14 protein-coding genes are annotated in these 15967 nt (G+C 56.6%); 11 read left to right on the top strand and 3 right to left on the bottom strand.

From position 1 onward, the window contains the following. The first annotated feature begins 173 nt into the window (after positions 1 to 173). On the top strand, positions 174 to 4619 hold the full coding sequence (locus tag EGT74_RS25275) for a PA14 domain-containing protein (RefSeq protein ID WP_123849399.1): 4446 nt from the start codon (positions 174 to 176) through the stop codon (positions 4617 to 4619). A gap of 69 nt (positions 4620 to 4688) precedes the next feature. On the opposite strand, the gene EGT74_RS25280 is transcribed toward EGT74_RS25275, so the two are convergent. Further along, positions 4689 to 5579, bottom strand: a complete 891-nt coding sequence (locus tag EGT74_RS25280; RefSeq protein ID WP_123849400.1) for an SDR family oxidoreductase — start codon at positions 5577 to 5579, stop codon at positions 4689 to 4691. A 609-nt stretch (positions 5580 to 6188) separates the two neighbouring features. On the opposite strand from EGT74_RS25280, the gene metN reads away from it, so the two are divergent. From metN to EGT74_RS25325, 9 genes are all read left to right on the top strand, one after another. Continuing rightward, a complete protein-coding gene (gene metN / locus EGT74_RS25285; RefSeq protein WP_123849401.1) occupies positions 6189 to 7220 on the top strand; it encodes a methionine ABC transporter ATP-binding protein MetN in 1032 nt (343 codons plus the stop codon). Further along, positions 7213 to 7866 (top strand): methionine ABC transporter permease MetI, encoded by a 654-nt coding sequence (gene metI / locus EGT74_RS25290; RefSeq protein WP_123849402.1) that lies wholly within the window; start codon positions 7213 to 7215, stop codon positions 7864 to 7866. Before metN ends, metI begins: the two co-directional genes overlap by 8 nt. 19 nt (positions 7867 to 7885) lie before the next feature. Beyond that, entirely contained in the window at positions 7886 to 8695 is an 810-nt protein-coding gene (metQ, locus tag EGT74_RS25295; protein ID WP_123849403.1) for a methionine ABC transporter substrate-binding lipoprotein MetQ, read from the top strand. A gap of 83 nt (positions 8696 to 8778) precedes the next feature. Beyond that, positions 8779 to 9711, top strand: coding sequence for a glycoside hydrolase family 43 protein (locus EGT74_RS25300; RefSeq protein ID WP_123849404.1), 933 nt, complete (start codon positions 8779 to 8781; stop codon positions 9709 to 9711). Positions 9712 to 9716: 5 nt separating this feature from the next. Further along, on the top strand, positions 9717 to 10322 hold the full coding sequence (locus tag EGT74_RS25305) for an AraC family transcriptional regulator (RefSeq protein WP_123849405.1): 606 nt from the start codon (positions 9717 to 9719) through the stop codon (positions 10320 to 10322). Between the two features lie 57 nt (positions 10323 to 10379). After that, the gene (locus tag EGT74_RS25310; RefSeq protein ID WP_123849406.1) at positions 10380 to 10736 is read left to right on the top strand and encodes a nuclear transport factor 2 family protein; all 357 of its coding nucleotides are present in this window, start codon (positions 10380 to 10382) and stop codon (positions 10734 to 10736) included. A 24-nt stretch (positions 10737 to 10760) separates the two neighbouring features. After that, positions 10761 to 11615: a helix-turn-helix domain-containing protein gene (locus tag EGT74_RS25315; RefSeq protein WP_123849407.1), complete on the top strand. Its 855-nt coding sequence runs from the start codon at positions 10761 to 10763 to the stop codon at positions 11613 to 11615. Between the two features lie 76 nt (positions 11616 to 11691). Next, positions 11692 to 12393: a siderophore-interacting protein gene (locus EGT74_RS25320; protein WP_123849408.1), complete on the top strand. Its 702-nt coding sequence runs from the start codon at positions 11692 to 11694 to the stop codon at positions 12391 to 12393. 122 nt (positions 12394 to 12515) lie between these two features. After that, positions 12516 to 13526, top strand: a complete 1011-nt coding sequence (locus tag EGT74_RS25325; RefSeq protein ID WP_123849409.1) for a DUF6528 family protein — start codon at positions 12516 to 12518, stop codon at positions 13524 to 13526. Positions 13527 to 13565: 39 nt separating this feature from the next. Here EGT74_RS25325 and EGT74_RS25330 read toward each other — a convergent pair whose 3' ends face one another. Next, complete coding sequence (locus EGT74_RS25330) at positions 13566 to 14018, bottom strand: YciI family protein (RefSeq protein WP_123849410.1); 453 nt, start codon at positions 14016 to 14018, stop codon at positions 13566 to 13568. Between the two features lie 21 nt (positions 14019 to 14039). Further along, a complete protein-coding gene (locus EGT74_RS25335; RefSeq protein WP_123849411.1) occupies positions 14040 to 14957 on the bottom strand; it encodes a type VI secretion system baseplate subunit TssG in 918 nt (305 codons plus the stop codon). Between the two features lie 111 nt (positions 14958 to 15068). On the opposite strand from EGT74_RS25335, the gene EGT74_RS25340 reads away from it, so the two are divergent. Further along, positions 15069 to 15959 carry a TssN family type VI secretion system protein gene (locus EGT74_RS25340; RefSeq protein ID WP_123849412.1) on the top strand — a complete coding sequence of 297 codons (891 nt, stop codon included), beginning with the start codon at positions 15069 to 15071 and terminating at the stop codon, positions 15957 to 15959. The last annotated feature ends 8 nt before the right edge of the window (positions 15960 to 15967 follow it).

Genomic DNA, 15967 nt, shown 5'->3' on the forward strand with positions numbered 1-15967 from the left:
AGTAAAAACAATACCATTTATTCATTTTACGAATAATTTACATTTGATCTTCCCGGTAACCGGCGGTTGTCTGCCTTTTGTATTTTCCCTCCCGCATACATACTAACTGCTGTTTCCCTGCTTAATTTCTACCTGATATATTGCACGTTCCATTGTCACTCAAACCTAAATCGATGAAAAAACTATTGCTACTGTTTTTGTTTGTACTATTCGCATGCCCTGTTGTTAACGCCCAGTTCCCCGGTGTTAAACAGAACGTCAACGATCCCTCGCTTCCGCACTGGGCCAAACTCATGTACGCGGACGACCCTAACGTCTGGGAGGTGGACAAGGCATATGAAGCTTACTTCCGGGAACATCCTTTCGTCAAAACCACGCATACCCAGTATTACAAACACTGGCGCGCGTATGTCGACAAATTCGTCAATGAAAAAGGGTTCGCCGTTTATCCTACGAACGCTGCGCTGGAAGAGAAAGCCCGGCTGTTCCGGTCGCGGCAGGCCAGGGAGGAAAACGCCCGGGTAGCCGCCGCCGCTGCGGTTTCCGGCGTATCGGCATGGACTTTTGCCGGGCCCAACGAAACGTACTTCATAGATGAAGGCGGGGCGCCCAACACCAACAAGCCCGTTTCATGGCACGCCAACATCTATTCGTTCGACCGTTCGCTCTCCAACCCCCAGATCGCGTATTGCGGCGCGGAAGGCGGCGGGATGTACAAAACAACCAACAAAGGGCAGACCTGGACCTTCATTACGCCCAACCTCAACATGTCTACCGCCAAAACGGTGAAGGTGCATCCCGCCAACCCGGATGTATTCTTTTTTGGCGGCAACGGCAACCTGTACAAAAGCACGGATGGCGGCAGCACCTACAGTACCGTGGGCACCGGCATGGGCGAAGTGCGCGACATCAATTTCGTTGGCACCTCGTCGAACATGCTGGTAGCCGCGCAGAACGGGATCTACCGCTCTACGGACAACGGCAATTCATTTTCGCTGGTACAGGCGGGCAGCTCCTGGAACGTAACCGCCAAGGCGAACGATTCTTCGGTTATTTTCGCGTTGGTGTATAACGCCGCGTCCAAGCTCACGCAGTTTTACAAGTCCACCAACAGCGGCGCCTCCTTCACCCTCAAGAGCACGGGCTGGTTCAGCATCGGCGCCGGTGAAGACAACCCTGGCGGACGGCTGGCCGTAACGCCCGCCGCGCCTAACAAGGTGTACGCCCTGCTGGTGGGCAGCGCCGCCAGTCCCTCCACCCGCGCGTTCAACGGATTTATCGGCACCTACGTCAGCAGCGACGCCGGCGAAACCTGGACGCTGCCGCAGAACTACCTGGGCGCGCCCTACGATAACACCGAGAACCCGGACGGCACCCGCAAACGTCCCAACCTGATGAACTTCCCCTGGGAGCCTGCCGGAGGGTACAACCAGATCCTCTACAACACCTGGATCGCCGCTTCAACGCTGGACTCCAACAAGGTGCTGATAGGAGGGCTCAGTCTTTACCGTTCAGACAATGGCGCCGCGGGATATAAAACGGTCGGCGGGTACGCCGGCAGTATCAGCGGCATCCACCCCGACGTGCAGACCATCAAGGTGTACAACACCGGCGCTTCCAGCGAAGAAACCTGGCTGACGACAGACGGCGGCATCAATTATTCCACCGATTTCTTCACCACCAATAACCACGTGGCGATCAACTACGGCATCTATGCGGGTGAGTTCTGGGGTTTCGGGCAGGGATGGAACGAAGACGTGATGGTGGGCGGTAAATACCACACCGGTAACGGCGGGTATTTCCAGGACTATCCTGACAGGAAGTTCCTGCGGCTGGGAGGAGCGGAATCGCCAACGGGATACGTCAACCCGGCGGAAAACCGGAAAACGTATTTTTCCGATGTGAACGGGCGCATCCTGCCCACCACCATGGAAGGCTCCCTCGGCAACTTCGGAATGAACATCGATCCCAACGAAAGCTACGGCGCGGTGGAAAGTTCCACGCTGGCCTTTGACCCGCGTTGTTACAATACCGTATTCACCGGTTACCAGAACAAGATTTACAAAAGCGTGGATGGTGGCAGCGTGTTCAACGTGTTATACACCTTTGGCACCGCCACCAACGATCCCATCCGGTGGATCGAAATATCCCGCGTCAATCCCGATGTGATATTCGCTTTTCAGAAAGTCGGCTCCGCCGGCAAACTCTGGAAAAGCACCAATGCCGGCGTCAGCTGGGCGGAGGTGACGCTGCCGCTGACAGATCAGCAGCGGATGTCGTTTACCCTGAGCGGCAACAGCGCCGACGAACTGTGGATTGCGTTCCGCTACGGGAAAACAGGGCAGCGGGTATACCGCACCACCAATGGCGGCGGCAGCTGGACCAATCTCACCACCACTGCCGTGGATGATGAACTGCGTGGCATCGTTCACCAGCTGGGCACGAACGGCGGGGTTTACCTTTACACCAAAAACAAGGGCATCCACTATCGCAACGATGCCCTTGGCGACTGGACGCCATATGGCAACGGCATACCGGTCATTTTCGACCTCACGAAATCCATTCCTTTTTACCGCGATGAGAAACTGCGCGCAGCCTCCTACGGTACCGGCATCTGGGAAACGCCTTTTTATGAATCGTCTGCCGTGAAAGCACAAATCACGGTGGACAAACGCACCGCCAATTGCGGCGCCATGGAAATTCCGCAATTCCGGTTCTCCAGTTATTCCGTCAACAAGGCAGGCGCTACGTTTGCCTGGTCGTTTCCCGGCGGCACACCGGATACTTCCAACGCCGTTAATCCTGTGGTGACCTACAAAAACGCCGGCAACTACAATGTAACGCTCACGGTGACCAATCCCGGCGGCGCGGCTAACACGCAGACCTATACGAATTTCATCACCGTTACAGGCAACTGCAGCTTCCTGCTGCGCACGCCGGAGAACCCGCTGAACCCGGCAACCGGCCTGAACTACCGCTACTTTGAAGGCACCTGGACGGCGCTGCCGGATTTCAACGCGCTCACCGCTGCTGAAACGGGAACGGTCACCCAGCCGGACCTGGCGCCCCGCAACAGGAACGATAATTTCGGTTTTGAATTCAAGGGGTATGTGGATGTGCCGACAGACGGCATCTACACCTTTTACCTCAACTCCGACGACGGCAGCCGGTTATACATCGGCAGCACGCTGGTGGTGGACCACGACGGGCTTCACGGCGCCACGGAAAAATCCGGCACCATCGGTCTGAAGGCTGGCAAACACGCGGTCACCATCAAATACTTTGAAGCCACCGGTGCGGAAAGCCTGGCGGTCAGCTATGCCGGCCCCGGCATCGCCAGGCAGGCCATCCCCGCGGGCGCGTATTACAGGGATGCAACCGCTTCCTGCACCACGCCGGCTCCCATCAGTAAAGCGGCCTGGACCGTCTACTCCTTCAGCAGCCAGGAAACAACCGGGGAAGGCGCCAATAACGGCCGCGCCATTCATGCCATAGACGGCAACACCACTACTTTCTGGCACACGAAGTGGAGCGGTGGCAGCGACCCGTTGCCGCATGAGATACAGATCGATCTCGGAACGACCTATGCGTTGAGCAGCCTGCAATACCTGCCGCGCCAGGACGGCGGGACCAACGGCATTGCCAGGAACTATGAAATATATGTCAGCAACGATCCCGCCAACTGGGGCGCAGCCGTGGCTACCGGCACCTTTGCCGCCACCACTGCGGAAAAAACAGCGACGTTCACCGCCAAAAACGGCCGCTACGTACGCTTCCGCGTGCTGACCTCCAACGCCACGCCTTATGTGTCCGCCGCTGAAATCGGCCTTACGGGGTGCCCGCTGGCTACGGCTTGTTCCGCTACCGGCAACATCCTGCGGGAACGCTGGAGTAACCGCGGTAACGTAACGCTGTCTTCATTCGACTTCACGCAGGCGCCGGACAGCATCAGTCAGCCGACTATTTTCGAAGGCCCCACCAACGCGGGCGACAGTTACGTGAGCCGTATCAGGGGATATATCTGCGCGCCGCAAACCGGTAATTACACGTTCTGGATCGCCAGCGACGACGATAGTGATCTCTACCTCAGCACGGACGATAACCCGGCCAACAAAACCCGCATCGCCTATATTGCCAATAACTACGCCGGCGTGCGGGAATGGACGAAACTTTCCACCCAGCAGTCGGCCGCCGTTCCATTAGTAGCCGGCAAGCGGTACTACATCGAAGCGGTGCATAAAGAAGGCGGTGGCGGCGATAACCTGGCCGTAGGCTGGCAGCTCCCGGACGCAACCATGGAAAGGCCGATCGCGGGCAGCAGGCTGTCTCCCGCCACAGCGCTGCAACTGTATACGAAGAATCCGGCGGAGAGCAAACTTGCGGACGGAATTTCCCTGTATCCCACACTGATCAGGAGAGGACAACCGGTGCGCGTGGTATCCGGCAAAGCGGAAAAGATAGCCGTGAGGGTATTCAACATGCAAGGGAAACAGGTATGGACAGGGCGCATGGAATCCGGCGGCGACATCCCGACGGATGGTTTGGTGCCCGGCATCTATATCTGCAACATCCGTTCTGACAGGCAGATCATGAACGTCAGGTTCATTGTGACGGACTAAAAACGGATCAAGCTGAACAGGCCACCTGGCGCGCCCGGAAAGCGAGCGTGCCGGGTGGCTTGTTATTTTTTACCGCTTCGTTAATACCTCCGGCAGGAATGCTTCCGCATAGTCTTCCACGAACCTGTTGAAATCCCGTGCAGCCCTGCCCGTTACCGCTTCGATATCGCCCGATACTTCCGCCGCCTCGCCACGCCCGTAATGCGCGTAGTCTTCGATCAGTCCTGCTGCCTGCCATTCAGGGAAGCCGGCCGCGATGAGCGCCTGGTGCATTGCATCCGGCGGTACGTCGATGTACTGGATATCGCGGCCCAGTGCGGCAGACAGGGTGGCTGCGATCTGCCGGTGCGTGATGGCCTGCGGGCCGGTGAGGGTATAGATTCTGTTTTCATGTACGGGATTGGTGAGCGCAGCGGCGGCCACTTCGGCAATGTCGCGGATATCCACGAGGCTCACCGGCGCCTCGCCGATGGTGGCGAAGAATTTTCCCTGTTGCATGATGGGCTCGCGAAAACCCAGCAATCCCTGCATGAAAAGATTGGGCCGCAGGAACGTGTATGCCATGCCGGAAGCCAGTATTTTTTCTTCCACCGCCGCGTGGTACCGGAGGAAACGCACCGGCGAATCCCTGTGCGCAGCGTATTGAGAAAGTTTGACAATGTGCTGCACACCCGCCGCCTTCGCCGCATCGACGAACGCAATTTGAAGCGATTCCGCCTCCGGGCTTGAGTTGGTGAGGAGGAAGGCTCGCTCGATGCCCGATAGGGCGTTTTTGAGGCTCTTTTGGTCGTTTAAATCGCCTTCGACGACCTCCGCACCCGGGATGTGCGGCGTGGCACCGGTGGGGCGCACGAGGGCGCGGAAGGGGGTGCCTTTTTCTGCAAGCAGCTTCGCGAGTGCGGAACCGATGGTGCCGGTAGCGCCGGAAACCAGTATGGCCGGTAGTTTCGTGGTAGTCATATTCGTTTGTTTTAATGCCCCAAAATTATTCCCCGGTGCGCCGCCGGCCTTGTAAGAAAACGAAAACAGGCTCCCCGAAAAGAAGGGGAATCCCCCGTAACCTGCATGAAACATTCGCCGTGCCATACCCTTTTCCCGCTACACCAAAGCGTTTTCCCTGCGGCTCTATAGGTCTTCGCTACCCTTCCGATACGGATACGTTACCCCTATAGGAGGTAACGTATAGGTGGCTTATAGATGGCGAACAGGTGGCGTAAGGGTATCGTTCCTTGAATGAAATCCTTTGTGGTAGCATGTTTAGCCCAGGTTTTTTCAGGCATTTTTGCCTGTTTCGGATATTGGGCGCCTCGTTTGGGTTGATAATGAGTGGGTTGTGATATTCCCCGGGCACTGCGGTTTTGAGGCGTTCGGAACCGGGACAGCATTCTTTTCCCGATGGCATTGGAGTGTGTCGAAGTGTAAAATGATTGGTTGATAGTCGTGAGCGTTCCCGGCAGTTATTTTAAAAGTCTAGCGGTTTTGTAGACAAAAGCCCCTATCTTTGTGCCCGCGTATGTAGAAGTCTTTCCATGGGAACATGAAAAGGCTTTTTTTGTTACAACATCAGCTATGATTGAATTAAAAGGCATTACCAAAAAGTTTTACCAGCAAAACCGCGAGATCACCGCGCTGCGCGATGTGGACCTCACGGTGCCGCAGGGGAAAATATTCGGCGTGGTGGGCGCATCCGGCGCCGGCAAAAGCACGCTGATCCGCTGCGTCAACCTGCTGGAGAGGCCTACGGCGGGGCAGGTGATCGTGAATGGCCGCGACCTGACGTTACTTTCCGCCGCGGAACTGGCGAAGGAAAGAAAGCAGATCGGTATGATCTTCCAGCATTTTAACCTGCTCTCGTCCCGCACGGTGGCGCAGAACGTGGCGTTCCCGCTGGAGCTCGTCAATATGCCGCGCGCCGCGGTGCAGCAGCGGGTAACCGAACTGCTGGGGCTCGTGGGGCTGTCGGAGAAAGCGAACGATTACCCGGCCAGTTTGTCCGGCGGGCAGAAACAGCGCGTCGCCATCGCCCGCACGCTGGCCGGCAACCCGAAGGTGCTGCTCTGCGACGAGGCCACCAGCGCACTGGATCCCGGCACCACGCGGTCTATCCTCCAGTTGCTGAAACGCATCAACGAAGAGCTGCACATCACCATGCTGCTCATCACCCACGAAATGGAAGTAGTGAAATCGATTTGTGATAACGTGGCGGTGATCAGCGAAGGGCAGCTCATCGAACAGGGCACGGTGGCGGAAGTGTTCGCGCATCCCAAAACCGGACTGGCCCGGCAGTTCATCGCTTCGTCGCTGCACGTGGAGATTCCCGCCGTGTACCGGCAGCGCCTCCAGGCGCACGATACCGGCAATGGTCAGCCGCTGCTGCGCCTGGCGCTCACGGGCAAAACGGTAGACGAGCCGGTATTGTCCGACGCGGCCCGCCGCTTCAATATCGGCGCCAGCATCATCAGCGCGCAGATGGACCATGCCGGCAGCATCAGCTACGGCGTGATGCTCGTCAAACTCACCGGCAACCGCGACGCATTTGCCGATGCCATCCAGTATTTCAAAGACAAACATATTCAGGTAGAAATCGCAGGTTATGTCTGATCCCGTTATTTTATTATTGCTCAAAGGCACGTGGGAAACCATCGTGATGACCTTCGTATCCGGCTTCTTCGGCTTCCTGCTGGGGCTGCCCGCCGGGGTGATGCTGTTCATGACCCGTACGGGGCAGGTGCTCGAAAACCGCGCCGTGAACCGCACGCTGTCGGTCATCGTGAACGTGTTCCGTTCCATTCCTTTTATCATCCTCATCGTATGGATGATTCCTTTCACCCGTGCCGTCGTGGGCACCTCCATCGGCGTGAGCGCGGCACTGGTGCCTTTAAGCATCGGGGCGGCGCCTTTCATTGCCCGCATGGTGGAAAACAGCCTGATCGAAGTGCCCAACGGCCTGATCGAGGCGGCAAGGGCCATGGGCGCCTCGCCGTTCCAGATCGTGTACAAGGTATTGCTGCCCGAAGCATTGCCGTCGCTGGTGAACTGCGCGGCCATCACGCTCATTATGCTCGTGGGATATTCCGCCATGGGCGGCGCGGTAGGAGCGGGCGGGCTCGGGCAGATCGGCTACCAGTACGGGTATATCGGGTACGATGCCGTGATCATGAACATCGTGCTGGTGCTGCTCGTGCTGCTCGTATTCCTCATCCAGTTTACCGGCGACGCCATCGCCCGCCGCGTGAACCATCGTTAAGGCTTTCAAAAACCAACATATGACACACACAACAAGATTACCGTTCCTGCTGCTGGTCCTCACGGCGTTGTGGAGCTGCGGCGGCGCAAAAAAGAACGACCCGAACTTCGTGAAAGTCGGCGTATCGTCCGGCCCCGAATTCCAGGTGGCCCAGGTGGCGCAAAAGGTAGCCAAAGAAAAATACGGGCTGGAAGTGGAGCTGGTGGCGTTCAACGATTACGTGATCCCCAATGAGGCGCTGAACCAGGGAGACATCGACATCAACGTGTACCAGCACAAACCTTATCTCCAGGAACAAAGCCGCCAGCGCGGTTATCAACTCGCCGTGGTGGGCAATACCTTCGTGTATCCCATCGCCGGGTATTCCAAAAAGATCAGATCGCTGGCGGATCTGCAGCCCGGCAGCACCATCGTGATACCCAACGACCCCACCAACGGCGGGCGCTCGTTGCTGCTGCTGCAAAGGAACGGTCTGCTCACGCTGAAAGAAGGCACCGGTCTTTTACCGAAAGTGACCGACATCACCGATAACCCCAAAGCATTGAAAATCCTCGAACTCGAAGCGCCGCAATTGCCCCGCGCGCTCGACGACGACGATGTGACCATCGCCATCATCAACAACACCTTCGCCGCGCAGGCCAACCTGGTGCCGGGCCGCGACGGGCTGTTCGTGGAAGATAAGGAGTCGCCTTACGTGAACGTGGTAGTGGCCAGGGAAAACAACAAAAACGAAGAAAAAGTGAAGAAGTTCGTGCAGGCGTACCAGAGCGCCGAGGTGGAAAAAGCGGCCGCCGACGCATTCAGGGGAGGCGCCATCAAAGGCTGGTAATTAACCAATCCGTATAACCGGGGCGCTGTTTACGGACAGCGCCTTTTTATTTTCGGGGATAATGAGTACTTTTCGAATACATCATGAAACACATCTTCCTATCACTGCTCTGCATATGCACCATGCTGGCCAAGGCGCAGGACTCCGGCGCCGTTCACCTCGCCGACCCCGCCATTTTCCTGCATAACGGCATGTATTACCTGTACGGGACCGTGGAGGGGCGCGCGGGAGAGGGGTTTCAGGTTTACACGTCCACCGGCCTGGCGCAATGGACGCTCTCCGCCAAAAACGGCGGATACGCCCTGAAGAAAGGGGATGCTTTCGGCACCGCAGGTTTCTGGGCGCCGCAGGTGTTTCAATACCGCGATTCGTTTTACATGGCGTATGTGGCCAATGAAAGCATCGCCGTGGCGGTGGCCACCGATCCGCTGGGGCCTTTCACGCAGCGGGTCAAAGAACCGCTGGCCGCGCCGGTGAGGCAGATCGATCCCTTTGTGTTCATGGATGAAGGGAAGATATACCTCTACCATGTGCGCCTCACAGGCGGCAACAAGATTTTTGTGGCGGAGATGACGGACGACCTCGCGGCCATCAGGCCGGAAACGCTCCGGGAAAGCATCATCGCCACGGATCAGTGGGAAAACACCGCCAACACGAAATGGCCCGTTACGGAAGGCCCTTCCGTATTCAAACATAACGGGCTGTATTACCTTGTATATACCGCCAATGATTTCCGGCACCCGGACTACGCCGTGGGATACGCCACCAGCAAAAGCCCGCTCGGCCCCTGGGAGAAATACAGCGGCAATCCCGTCCTGCATAAAAACATGATCAGCCAGCATGGCACCGGCCATGGCGATTTTTTCAGGGACAACAACGGCGGGCTGCAGTATGTGTTCCACACGCATTATTCGCTGACGAAAGTAGGGCCGCGCAGAACGGCCATACTGAAAGCCTCCCTGAACGGTAACCGCCTCGTGATGGACGCGGGCTCTTTTCAATTCCTGAAACAATAGTCCCTATGATCGTGCAGTTCGAAAACTTCAACCGTAAAAAGGCCCATGTGAATTTGTTGTACGCGCAGGAAGGCGTGCACATCGCGCATTGCCGGTACGACAAACCTTCGGAAGACGAATTTTTCATGCCGCACGCGGCCATCACCTGCGTGAAGCAGGGCCGGAAGGTGGTGTTCCTCAACGGTTACAAACACGAAATGCGGGCCGGCGATGCCTTGTACATCCCGAAAAACGCCATCATCTATTCCGATATCCCCGTCAGGAAAGAAGCGTTCATCAGCGTGAACATGACGCTGCATAACAGGGAAGAGGAGAGCCCCCTGGCGCCGCTGGCCTGCAGGGTAACGGACAACCTGCCGCTGAAGGAACTGGCCGCGGAGCAGTACATGAGCCTGAGCACCTTCAAACGCTGGTTCCACCGGCATACCGGCGCCAGCCCGCTGCAATGGATGATCGACAGGCGGCTCGAAAGGGCGCGGTACCTGTTACAGCATAAACACCGGCCGGTGGCGGAAGCCTGCTTTGCCAGCGGGTTCCAGGATGTGTCGTATTTCATCCGCCGGTACAGGCAGCGCTTTGGCGTAACGCCGGGCGCGGCGTTTTCAGATTGAGCTTTTTGTCCTACTCCTGCATTGCACCCGCCACTATCTTCGCATAAAAAACTGACTATGATTACGCGCCAGCAGGCTTTAGATTTTGCACACGAATGGGTGAGCGCCTGGAATGCCCACGACCTCGACAGGGTGCTCAGCCACTACACAGACGATTTTGAAATGAGCAGCCCGTTCATCGTAGCCATGGGCATCGAGCCGTCCGGCACCTTGAAGGGGAAAGACAAAGTAGGGGACTACTGGCGCAAGGCCATGGTGAAATATCCCGATCTTCATTTCGGGCTGATCGAAACATTTTCCTGCGTGAACACCATCATCATTTATTACACCAGCATCGCCGGTAAAAAAGCGGCGGAGTTTTTTACCCTCAACGAAGAAGGCAAGGTGTACAAAGCCATGGGACATTACGATTGAGAATGTATCCGTAACTTCGTCGCCATGGCGAAAAAAAAGACCGATATTCCTTTCTATTCGCTCGATGCCGGCGCCAAAGCCGGCATCGAGATCAAACGCCTCACGGAGCTGGGAACGGAGGAAATCCCCTTCAACACCGCGCACCGCGACGATCATTATATTTTTATATTCCAGGAAAGCGGCGAAGGCACGATGGTAGTCGATTTCAAGGAAGTGCACGTGCAGGGGCGCGGTATCTTCTGCATCCTGCCGGGGCAGGTGCACTACGGCGTGGTGGTGGAAAGTGCCGTTGTTTGGTTCCTTGCGTTGGATAACGCGCTGGTCGGCGAACAGTTCAGGCCCGCCTTTGAAGGGCGCCAGCAACTGGTCGCCATCGACGATGCGGCGGCGCACCGGCTGCGGTCGTGCATACAGCTGGTACACGACCTGCACCAGGTGTTGGGAGAGGACCGCTTTCAGCATGCCGTGCTGCGCTCGCTGATCGACGCGTACATCGGTCTGTTCGCCGGCATTTTTTCGGAAGAGAACCGCCTGGCGGACGACACAACGTCGCGCACCGGTATTATCACCCGTCAGTTCAAAACATTGCTGGCTGCGAGTTTCCGGCAGATGAAAAAGCCCGCCGCATATGCCGCCGCATTGAATATTTCCCCCTCATACCTCAACGAAGCCGTCAAAGCCGTCACCGGCATGCCGGTCAGCTACTGGATACAGGAAGAAGTGATGACGGAAGCGCGCCGCCTGCTGCACTACACCGATCATACCGTCAAACAGATATCGGACGACCTGGGGTTCGACGATCATACCTATTTTTCAAGGAGTTTTACCAGAACCGCCGGCATGCCGCCCCTGGCTTACCGGAAAGCATACCGCAAATAGTCCAATCTTTCCTTCCGATACGCCATTGTTACGCCTTTGGATATGGTGTTGTTTTGCAGTCAAAAAACATCAGTATATGCCAAGATTGCCAAAATGGATGAACGACGCGGTGGAGACCCTGCTGGCGTCGAAATTCCTGGAAGTGAAAGTGGTGGCGATATCATATCCCGCGCCCGCCGTGAAGAAAGTACGGTTCGAAGGATATTGTGAGGCCATGCATTATTACATCGGGTATGCCGTCGCCTTCCGGGTGAACGCGCTGGATTACCGGAACTATACGCCCGTGATGGTGGACGATGATACATTCGATATCGTGTTTCACCTGCACGGCAAAGGCCCCGGCAGCCTGTTTGCAAGCCGCCTTGAAGTAGGGCAGGCCATCAGGATGCTGATGCCCCGCGGCCGGAAGATGTTCCGGCCCGCCGCGGCGCATTTTGTATTCGGTGATGAAACGTCGCTCGGCCTGTTCCAGGCCATCCGTCAGGAAGCCGGCATACGGCAGCAGGCGTTCGCCGGCCTGCTCGAGCTGGATGGAGACAACCGGGACGCCGCCGCCATGCTGCAGCTGCCGTATATCGCCAAAGAAAACCCTGCGGCCATGGCCGCTGCGCTGGATACACATTTCGCTAAGGGCGCCGTGGCTGGGGAAAGCATGTATTACCTCACCGGCAATGCGCGCTCCATACAGGCCTGCCGGAAGCTGCTGCGGGAAAGGGGGGTGGACAACGGGCGCATCCTCACCCAGCCGTACTGGGTGGAAGGGAAAAGAGGCTTGTAAAAAAATTGAAATATTAATTTTTAATGATTAAATTGGGTACGTTCCCGTCGATGTGGCAGTATGTCTAATTTGCATCCAGAATCATCCACCCTATAAATCAAACATCCACAAAACGTCCACACATGAAATCACTATTTGTTGCCGCCTCATTATTGCTTGCCATGGCCTGCAAGCGCGACACCACCGATCCGGCCAATGCCGGCGTACCCGTTCCTGATACAAAAGCCGCTGTGGAAACAGCCGCCGCCACGCCCCGCGAAATGATCATCTGCGATCAGAAAAATGCCCGCATTATTATGGTCGACGTGGCCAATGGCAATGCCATCACCTGGGAATGGAAAGCCACTGCTTCGTACGCCATGATCCGCACGGGCGCGCAGGGCTGGTTCTCCAACCTCAGCGACGCCAAGCTGGTGTATAACGGCGCCTACATCCTCGCTACCGCTTCCGGTGGCGGCGTGGCGCTCATCAGCGTATCGTCGAAAAAAGCCATCTGGTACGATTACGCGGGCGGGAATACCCACTCCGCCGAACTGCTGCCCAATGGCAACGTGGTGACCGCTTCCACTACCGGCGGCTACCTGCTCATTTTCACCGTCGATTCGTATATCAACGACGAATCCGCACAGGGCGGTAAAGTTCTGTTCGAAGACGTGCACAACGTGGTGTGGGACAACACGCGTAAAGTGTTGTACGCCGCCGGTAAAAACCAGCTGAAAGTGTTTACCTACAACAACAGCTGCGCCACGCCGAGGCTCACCCTCAAATCCACGTACACCATGCCGCAGGGCAATGCGCACGACCTGTTCCCCGTACACGGCAGCACCACCGACCTCTGGCTGACGAACTCCAGTTACATTTACAAATTCAATGTGACCACCGGCGCGTTTACGCTGGCCAAAACGTTGAGCGCCGTGAAGTCGGTTTCATCCGGGCCTACGGGTTATCCCACCATCCTGGCAAGGGCTACCGGCGCAGGCGGGGAAACCTGGCGCACGGACCAGATCATCGACATCAACGGGGCGCTCGTGTACAAGAATACCGCGCTCGGTTTGTATAAAGCGCGCTGGCGGCTGGTCAATACCTTCAGCTACCCGGCGGGCGACAGTTTCCATGAATGCACACACCCGTGATAAACAAAAAAGCTGGTCAATCCGACCAGCTTTTTTGTTTTAATGCGATTTTTTCGAGACCCTGTCGTGATTCGGCAGATAGGTCGGCAACGCCGCGGAGCCGTACCATTCATAGATTTCCGTATCGAAGATCTTCGCCTGCACGGCGGGATCCGTTTCAAGCAAAGCCCGGCCTTCTTCCACCGTTTTCGCGTTCAGGATGAAGATGCCGCGATAGGATTTGTCGTTTTTCTTCATCGGCCCGGCTACCACCAGCTTGCCTTCCGCCGCGAGGCGGCCGATGTTGTTCATGTGCCCGCGGAAAAGGCTGTCGGTGACCTTCTTGTCGGTAGTGGTGTTGGAGCCTGATTTCAGGATGACGAGCACGTACATTTTCATGCCGTAGTCGTCTGCGCCCAGTGAGTCCGCCAGCGCTTTGTCGTATGCCGGTTTTTGCGCGGCCGCGGTAAAACTGATCAGGGATAAAATTACGAGTGCGTACAATTTGCTCATGTGTATGGATTTTGGAATGCCTTAAATAAACGCGGTATATCCGAGCACCGCCGCTTCATCGAGCACGAGCGCGCGCTGTTCGGGGAGAATGTCCGTTTGCAGGTGTACGGTGGTTTCCGCGGGCACGAAGTAGGCCACGAGCCAGCGCACGATCTTTTCGAGGCGTTCGCCGGGGAAGAGCTGCAGGGCCATGTGCGGGCTTACGGGGCCGATGTGGATGATCATGGCTTCATCGCCCTCGTCGAAATATTCACCGCAAATGGTGTCGACGCCCAGGGCGGCTTCACCCATGCGGGCGGCTGTTTCCGCCTTCAGCGGGCCGGCCGGTTCGAAGGCGATGCGCGCAGGCATCTGCAACAGCAGTGAGAGCAGGTGCTCCAGTTTGGTGAGGTCGCTTTTGGCTTCGTGCAGGAACGGCAGCATGTGCAGGAAGATGTTGGCCTGCTGCTGGTCGAGCAGCGAAAATATTTCCCAGCCCGGGTGGAAGATCCGGATGAGGTCGTCGTAAATATTCTTTTTGTCGATTTTATTCTCGCGCAGTTCGATGAGCACGCGGAAGAGGTTCAGCTCCGCTTCGAGCGGCAGGAAAAACCTGCGGGCCTGTTTCTCTTCTTCCTTGTACCGTTTGATCTGGTCGATGATCTCTTCGGTGCTGCGGGTGGAAGAGTAGGGCACCGGCTGATGGAAAAGCCCTTCGGGCAGCATATCGTACAGTCCTTCCCGGCTGGTTTTGATGCAGAGGAGCGATTTATGGGCATGTTCGAGGTGATGCCACTCCACCGACTGCACGTCGCGGGAGAAGTTGCGCCGGCTGTTGCCCGCCGGCCAGATGAAGAGGTTGTTGATGTCGAACCCGGACTCCACCAGTTCGGCCGCCAGCACGGCGGCTTTGTAGTCGGTGTCAAAATTATTGAGATTAAATGCGCCCATTTCCTCCATAATCTGATAATTCGCTTAAATTTGAATGTACCGGAAATTTAACCCTTTACTGGTATAATGTTTGGAATAATTACATATTTTTCCTGTTAATTGTTGTGACCATATATTTCTATGGATGTAAAATCTACCTTCGTCAGTTACATTTTATTCCCGCTGGTAGCTGCGATACTCGCCGCCGTGATGGTGGTATTGAATAAGAAGAACCGCATCATGGGTAACCGCCGCCTCGTGGTGGTGCTCTTATTGACAGGGCTCGCGCTTGGCCTGCCCGGGCTGCTGGGCGCTTTAAAACTGGAATTCATGCCCTGGGGCTACCTCTTCGGGCAGCTGGCATACCTGTTAATGGGCGTTCTGGGCGTTTTCCTGCTGTCCAGGCACCTGCCCGAAGCCCTCGAGCACCGCAAAGGCATGCTGCTGCTCATGGGCCTGATCACGGCCCTGCTGGGCGTATATCTCTACCAGCTGGCCTTCAACTGGCTCAACGGCCTCCGCTACGGCTGGCTGGCCGCCACCTCGGTACTGGCGTTCTTTGTGCCGCCCGTGTTCTGGTGGGCTTATATGTCGCTCATCAGCATCCCCTCCGAAATCTATACCGTATGGTATTACCCGGAACATGAGCCGCGGCTCGACCTCTACGATGTGGATCTCGATAAATTGAAAGTGCTGGAGGTACAGCTGTTTAAAGGGGCCAGCGACCCCTCACCGCTGAAAGTGAAGGTGAAAGCGCCGCCGGACATGAGCTTCGGCGTATGGTTCAAAAAATTCATCGACGATTATAACCTGAAGTTCCCCCGCAACGGTATTCATTATCAATCACCTGAAGGGGAGCCTTTCGGCTGGATATTCTACCTGAAGCCTTCGTTCTTCAAAAGAAAACGGTTCATCGACCCGGCGCTGACGGTGGACAAGAACCAGGTAAAAGAAAGGTATACTATTTTTGCCCGTAGAGTGACCCGCCTGGAGCAGGCTGCCGGCGGGGAAGACAGGGTGGTGATCCTTTAAGCGCGCCG

This window comes from Chitinophaga lutea, assembly GCF_003813775.1.
Classification (GTDB): domain Bacteria; phylum Bacteroidota; class Bacteroidia; order Chitinophagales; family Chitinophagaceae; genus Chitinophaga; species Chitinophaga lutea.

What these genes read in the sequence shown, in the direction of transcription:
- EGT74_RS25275 (WP_123849399.1), top strand. Translation starts at nt 174, where the DNA reads ATGAAAAAACTATTGCTACTGTTTTTGTTTGTACTATTCGCATGCCCT.
- EGT74_RS25280 (WP_123849400.1), bottom strand. Translation starts at nt 5,579, where the DNA reads ATGACTACCACGAAACTACCGGCCATACTGGTTTCCGGCGCTACCGGC.
- metN (WP_123849401.1), top strand. Translation starts at nt 6,189, where the DNA reads ATGATTGAATTAAAAGGCATTACCAAAAAGTTTTACCAGCAAAACCGC.
- metI (WP_123849402.1), top strand. Translation starts at nt 7,213, where the DNA reads ATGTCTGATCCCGTTATTTTATTATTGCTCAAAGGCACGTGGGAAACC.
- metQ (WP_123849403.1), top strand. Translation starts at nt 7,886, where the DNA reads ATGACACACACAACAAGATTACCGTTCCTGCTGCTGGTCCTCACGGCG.
- EGT74_RS25300 (WP_123849404.1), top strand. Translation starts at nt 8,779, where the DNA reads ATGAAACACATCTTCCTATCACTGCTCTGCATATGCACCATGCTGGCC.
- EGT74_RS25305 (WP_123849405.1), top strand. Translation starts at nt 9,717, where the DNA reads ATGATCGTGCAGTTCGAAAACTTCAACCGTAAAAAGGCCCATGTGAAT.
- EGT74_RS25310 (WP_123849406.1), top strand. Translation starts at nt 10,380, where the DNA reads ATGATTACGCGCCAGCAGGCTTTAGATTTTGCACACGAATGGGTGAGC.
- EGT74_RS25315 (WP_123849407.1), top strand. Translation starts at nt 10,761, where the DNA reads ATGGCGAAAAAAAAGACCGATATTCCTTTCTATTCGCTCGATGCCGGC.
- EGT74_RS25320 (WP_123849408.1), top strand. Translation starts at nt 11,692, where the DNA reads ATGCCAAGATTGCCAAAATGGATGAACGACGCGGTGGAGACCCTGCTG.
- EGT74_RS25325 (WP_123849409.1), top strand. Translation starts at nt 12,516, where the DNA reads ATGAAATCACTATTTGTTGCCGCCTCATTATTGCTTGCCATGGCCTGC.
- EGT74_RS25330 (WP_123849410.1), bottom strand. Translation starts at nt 14,018, where the DNA reads ATGAGCAAATTGTACGCACTCGTAATTTTATCCCTGATCAGTTTTACC.
- EGT74_RS25335 (WP_123849411.1), bottom strand. Translation starts at nt 14,957, where the DNA reads ATGGAGGAAATGGGCGCATTTAATCTCAATAATTTTGACACCGACTAC.
- EGT74_RS25340 (WP_123849412.1), top strand. Translation starts at nt 15,069, where the DNA reads ATGGATGTAAAATCTACCTTCGTCAGTTACATTTTATTCCCGCTGGTA.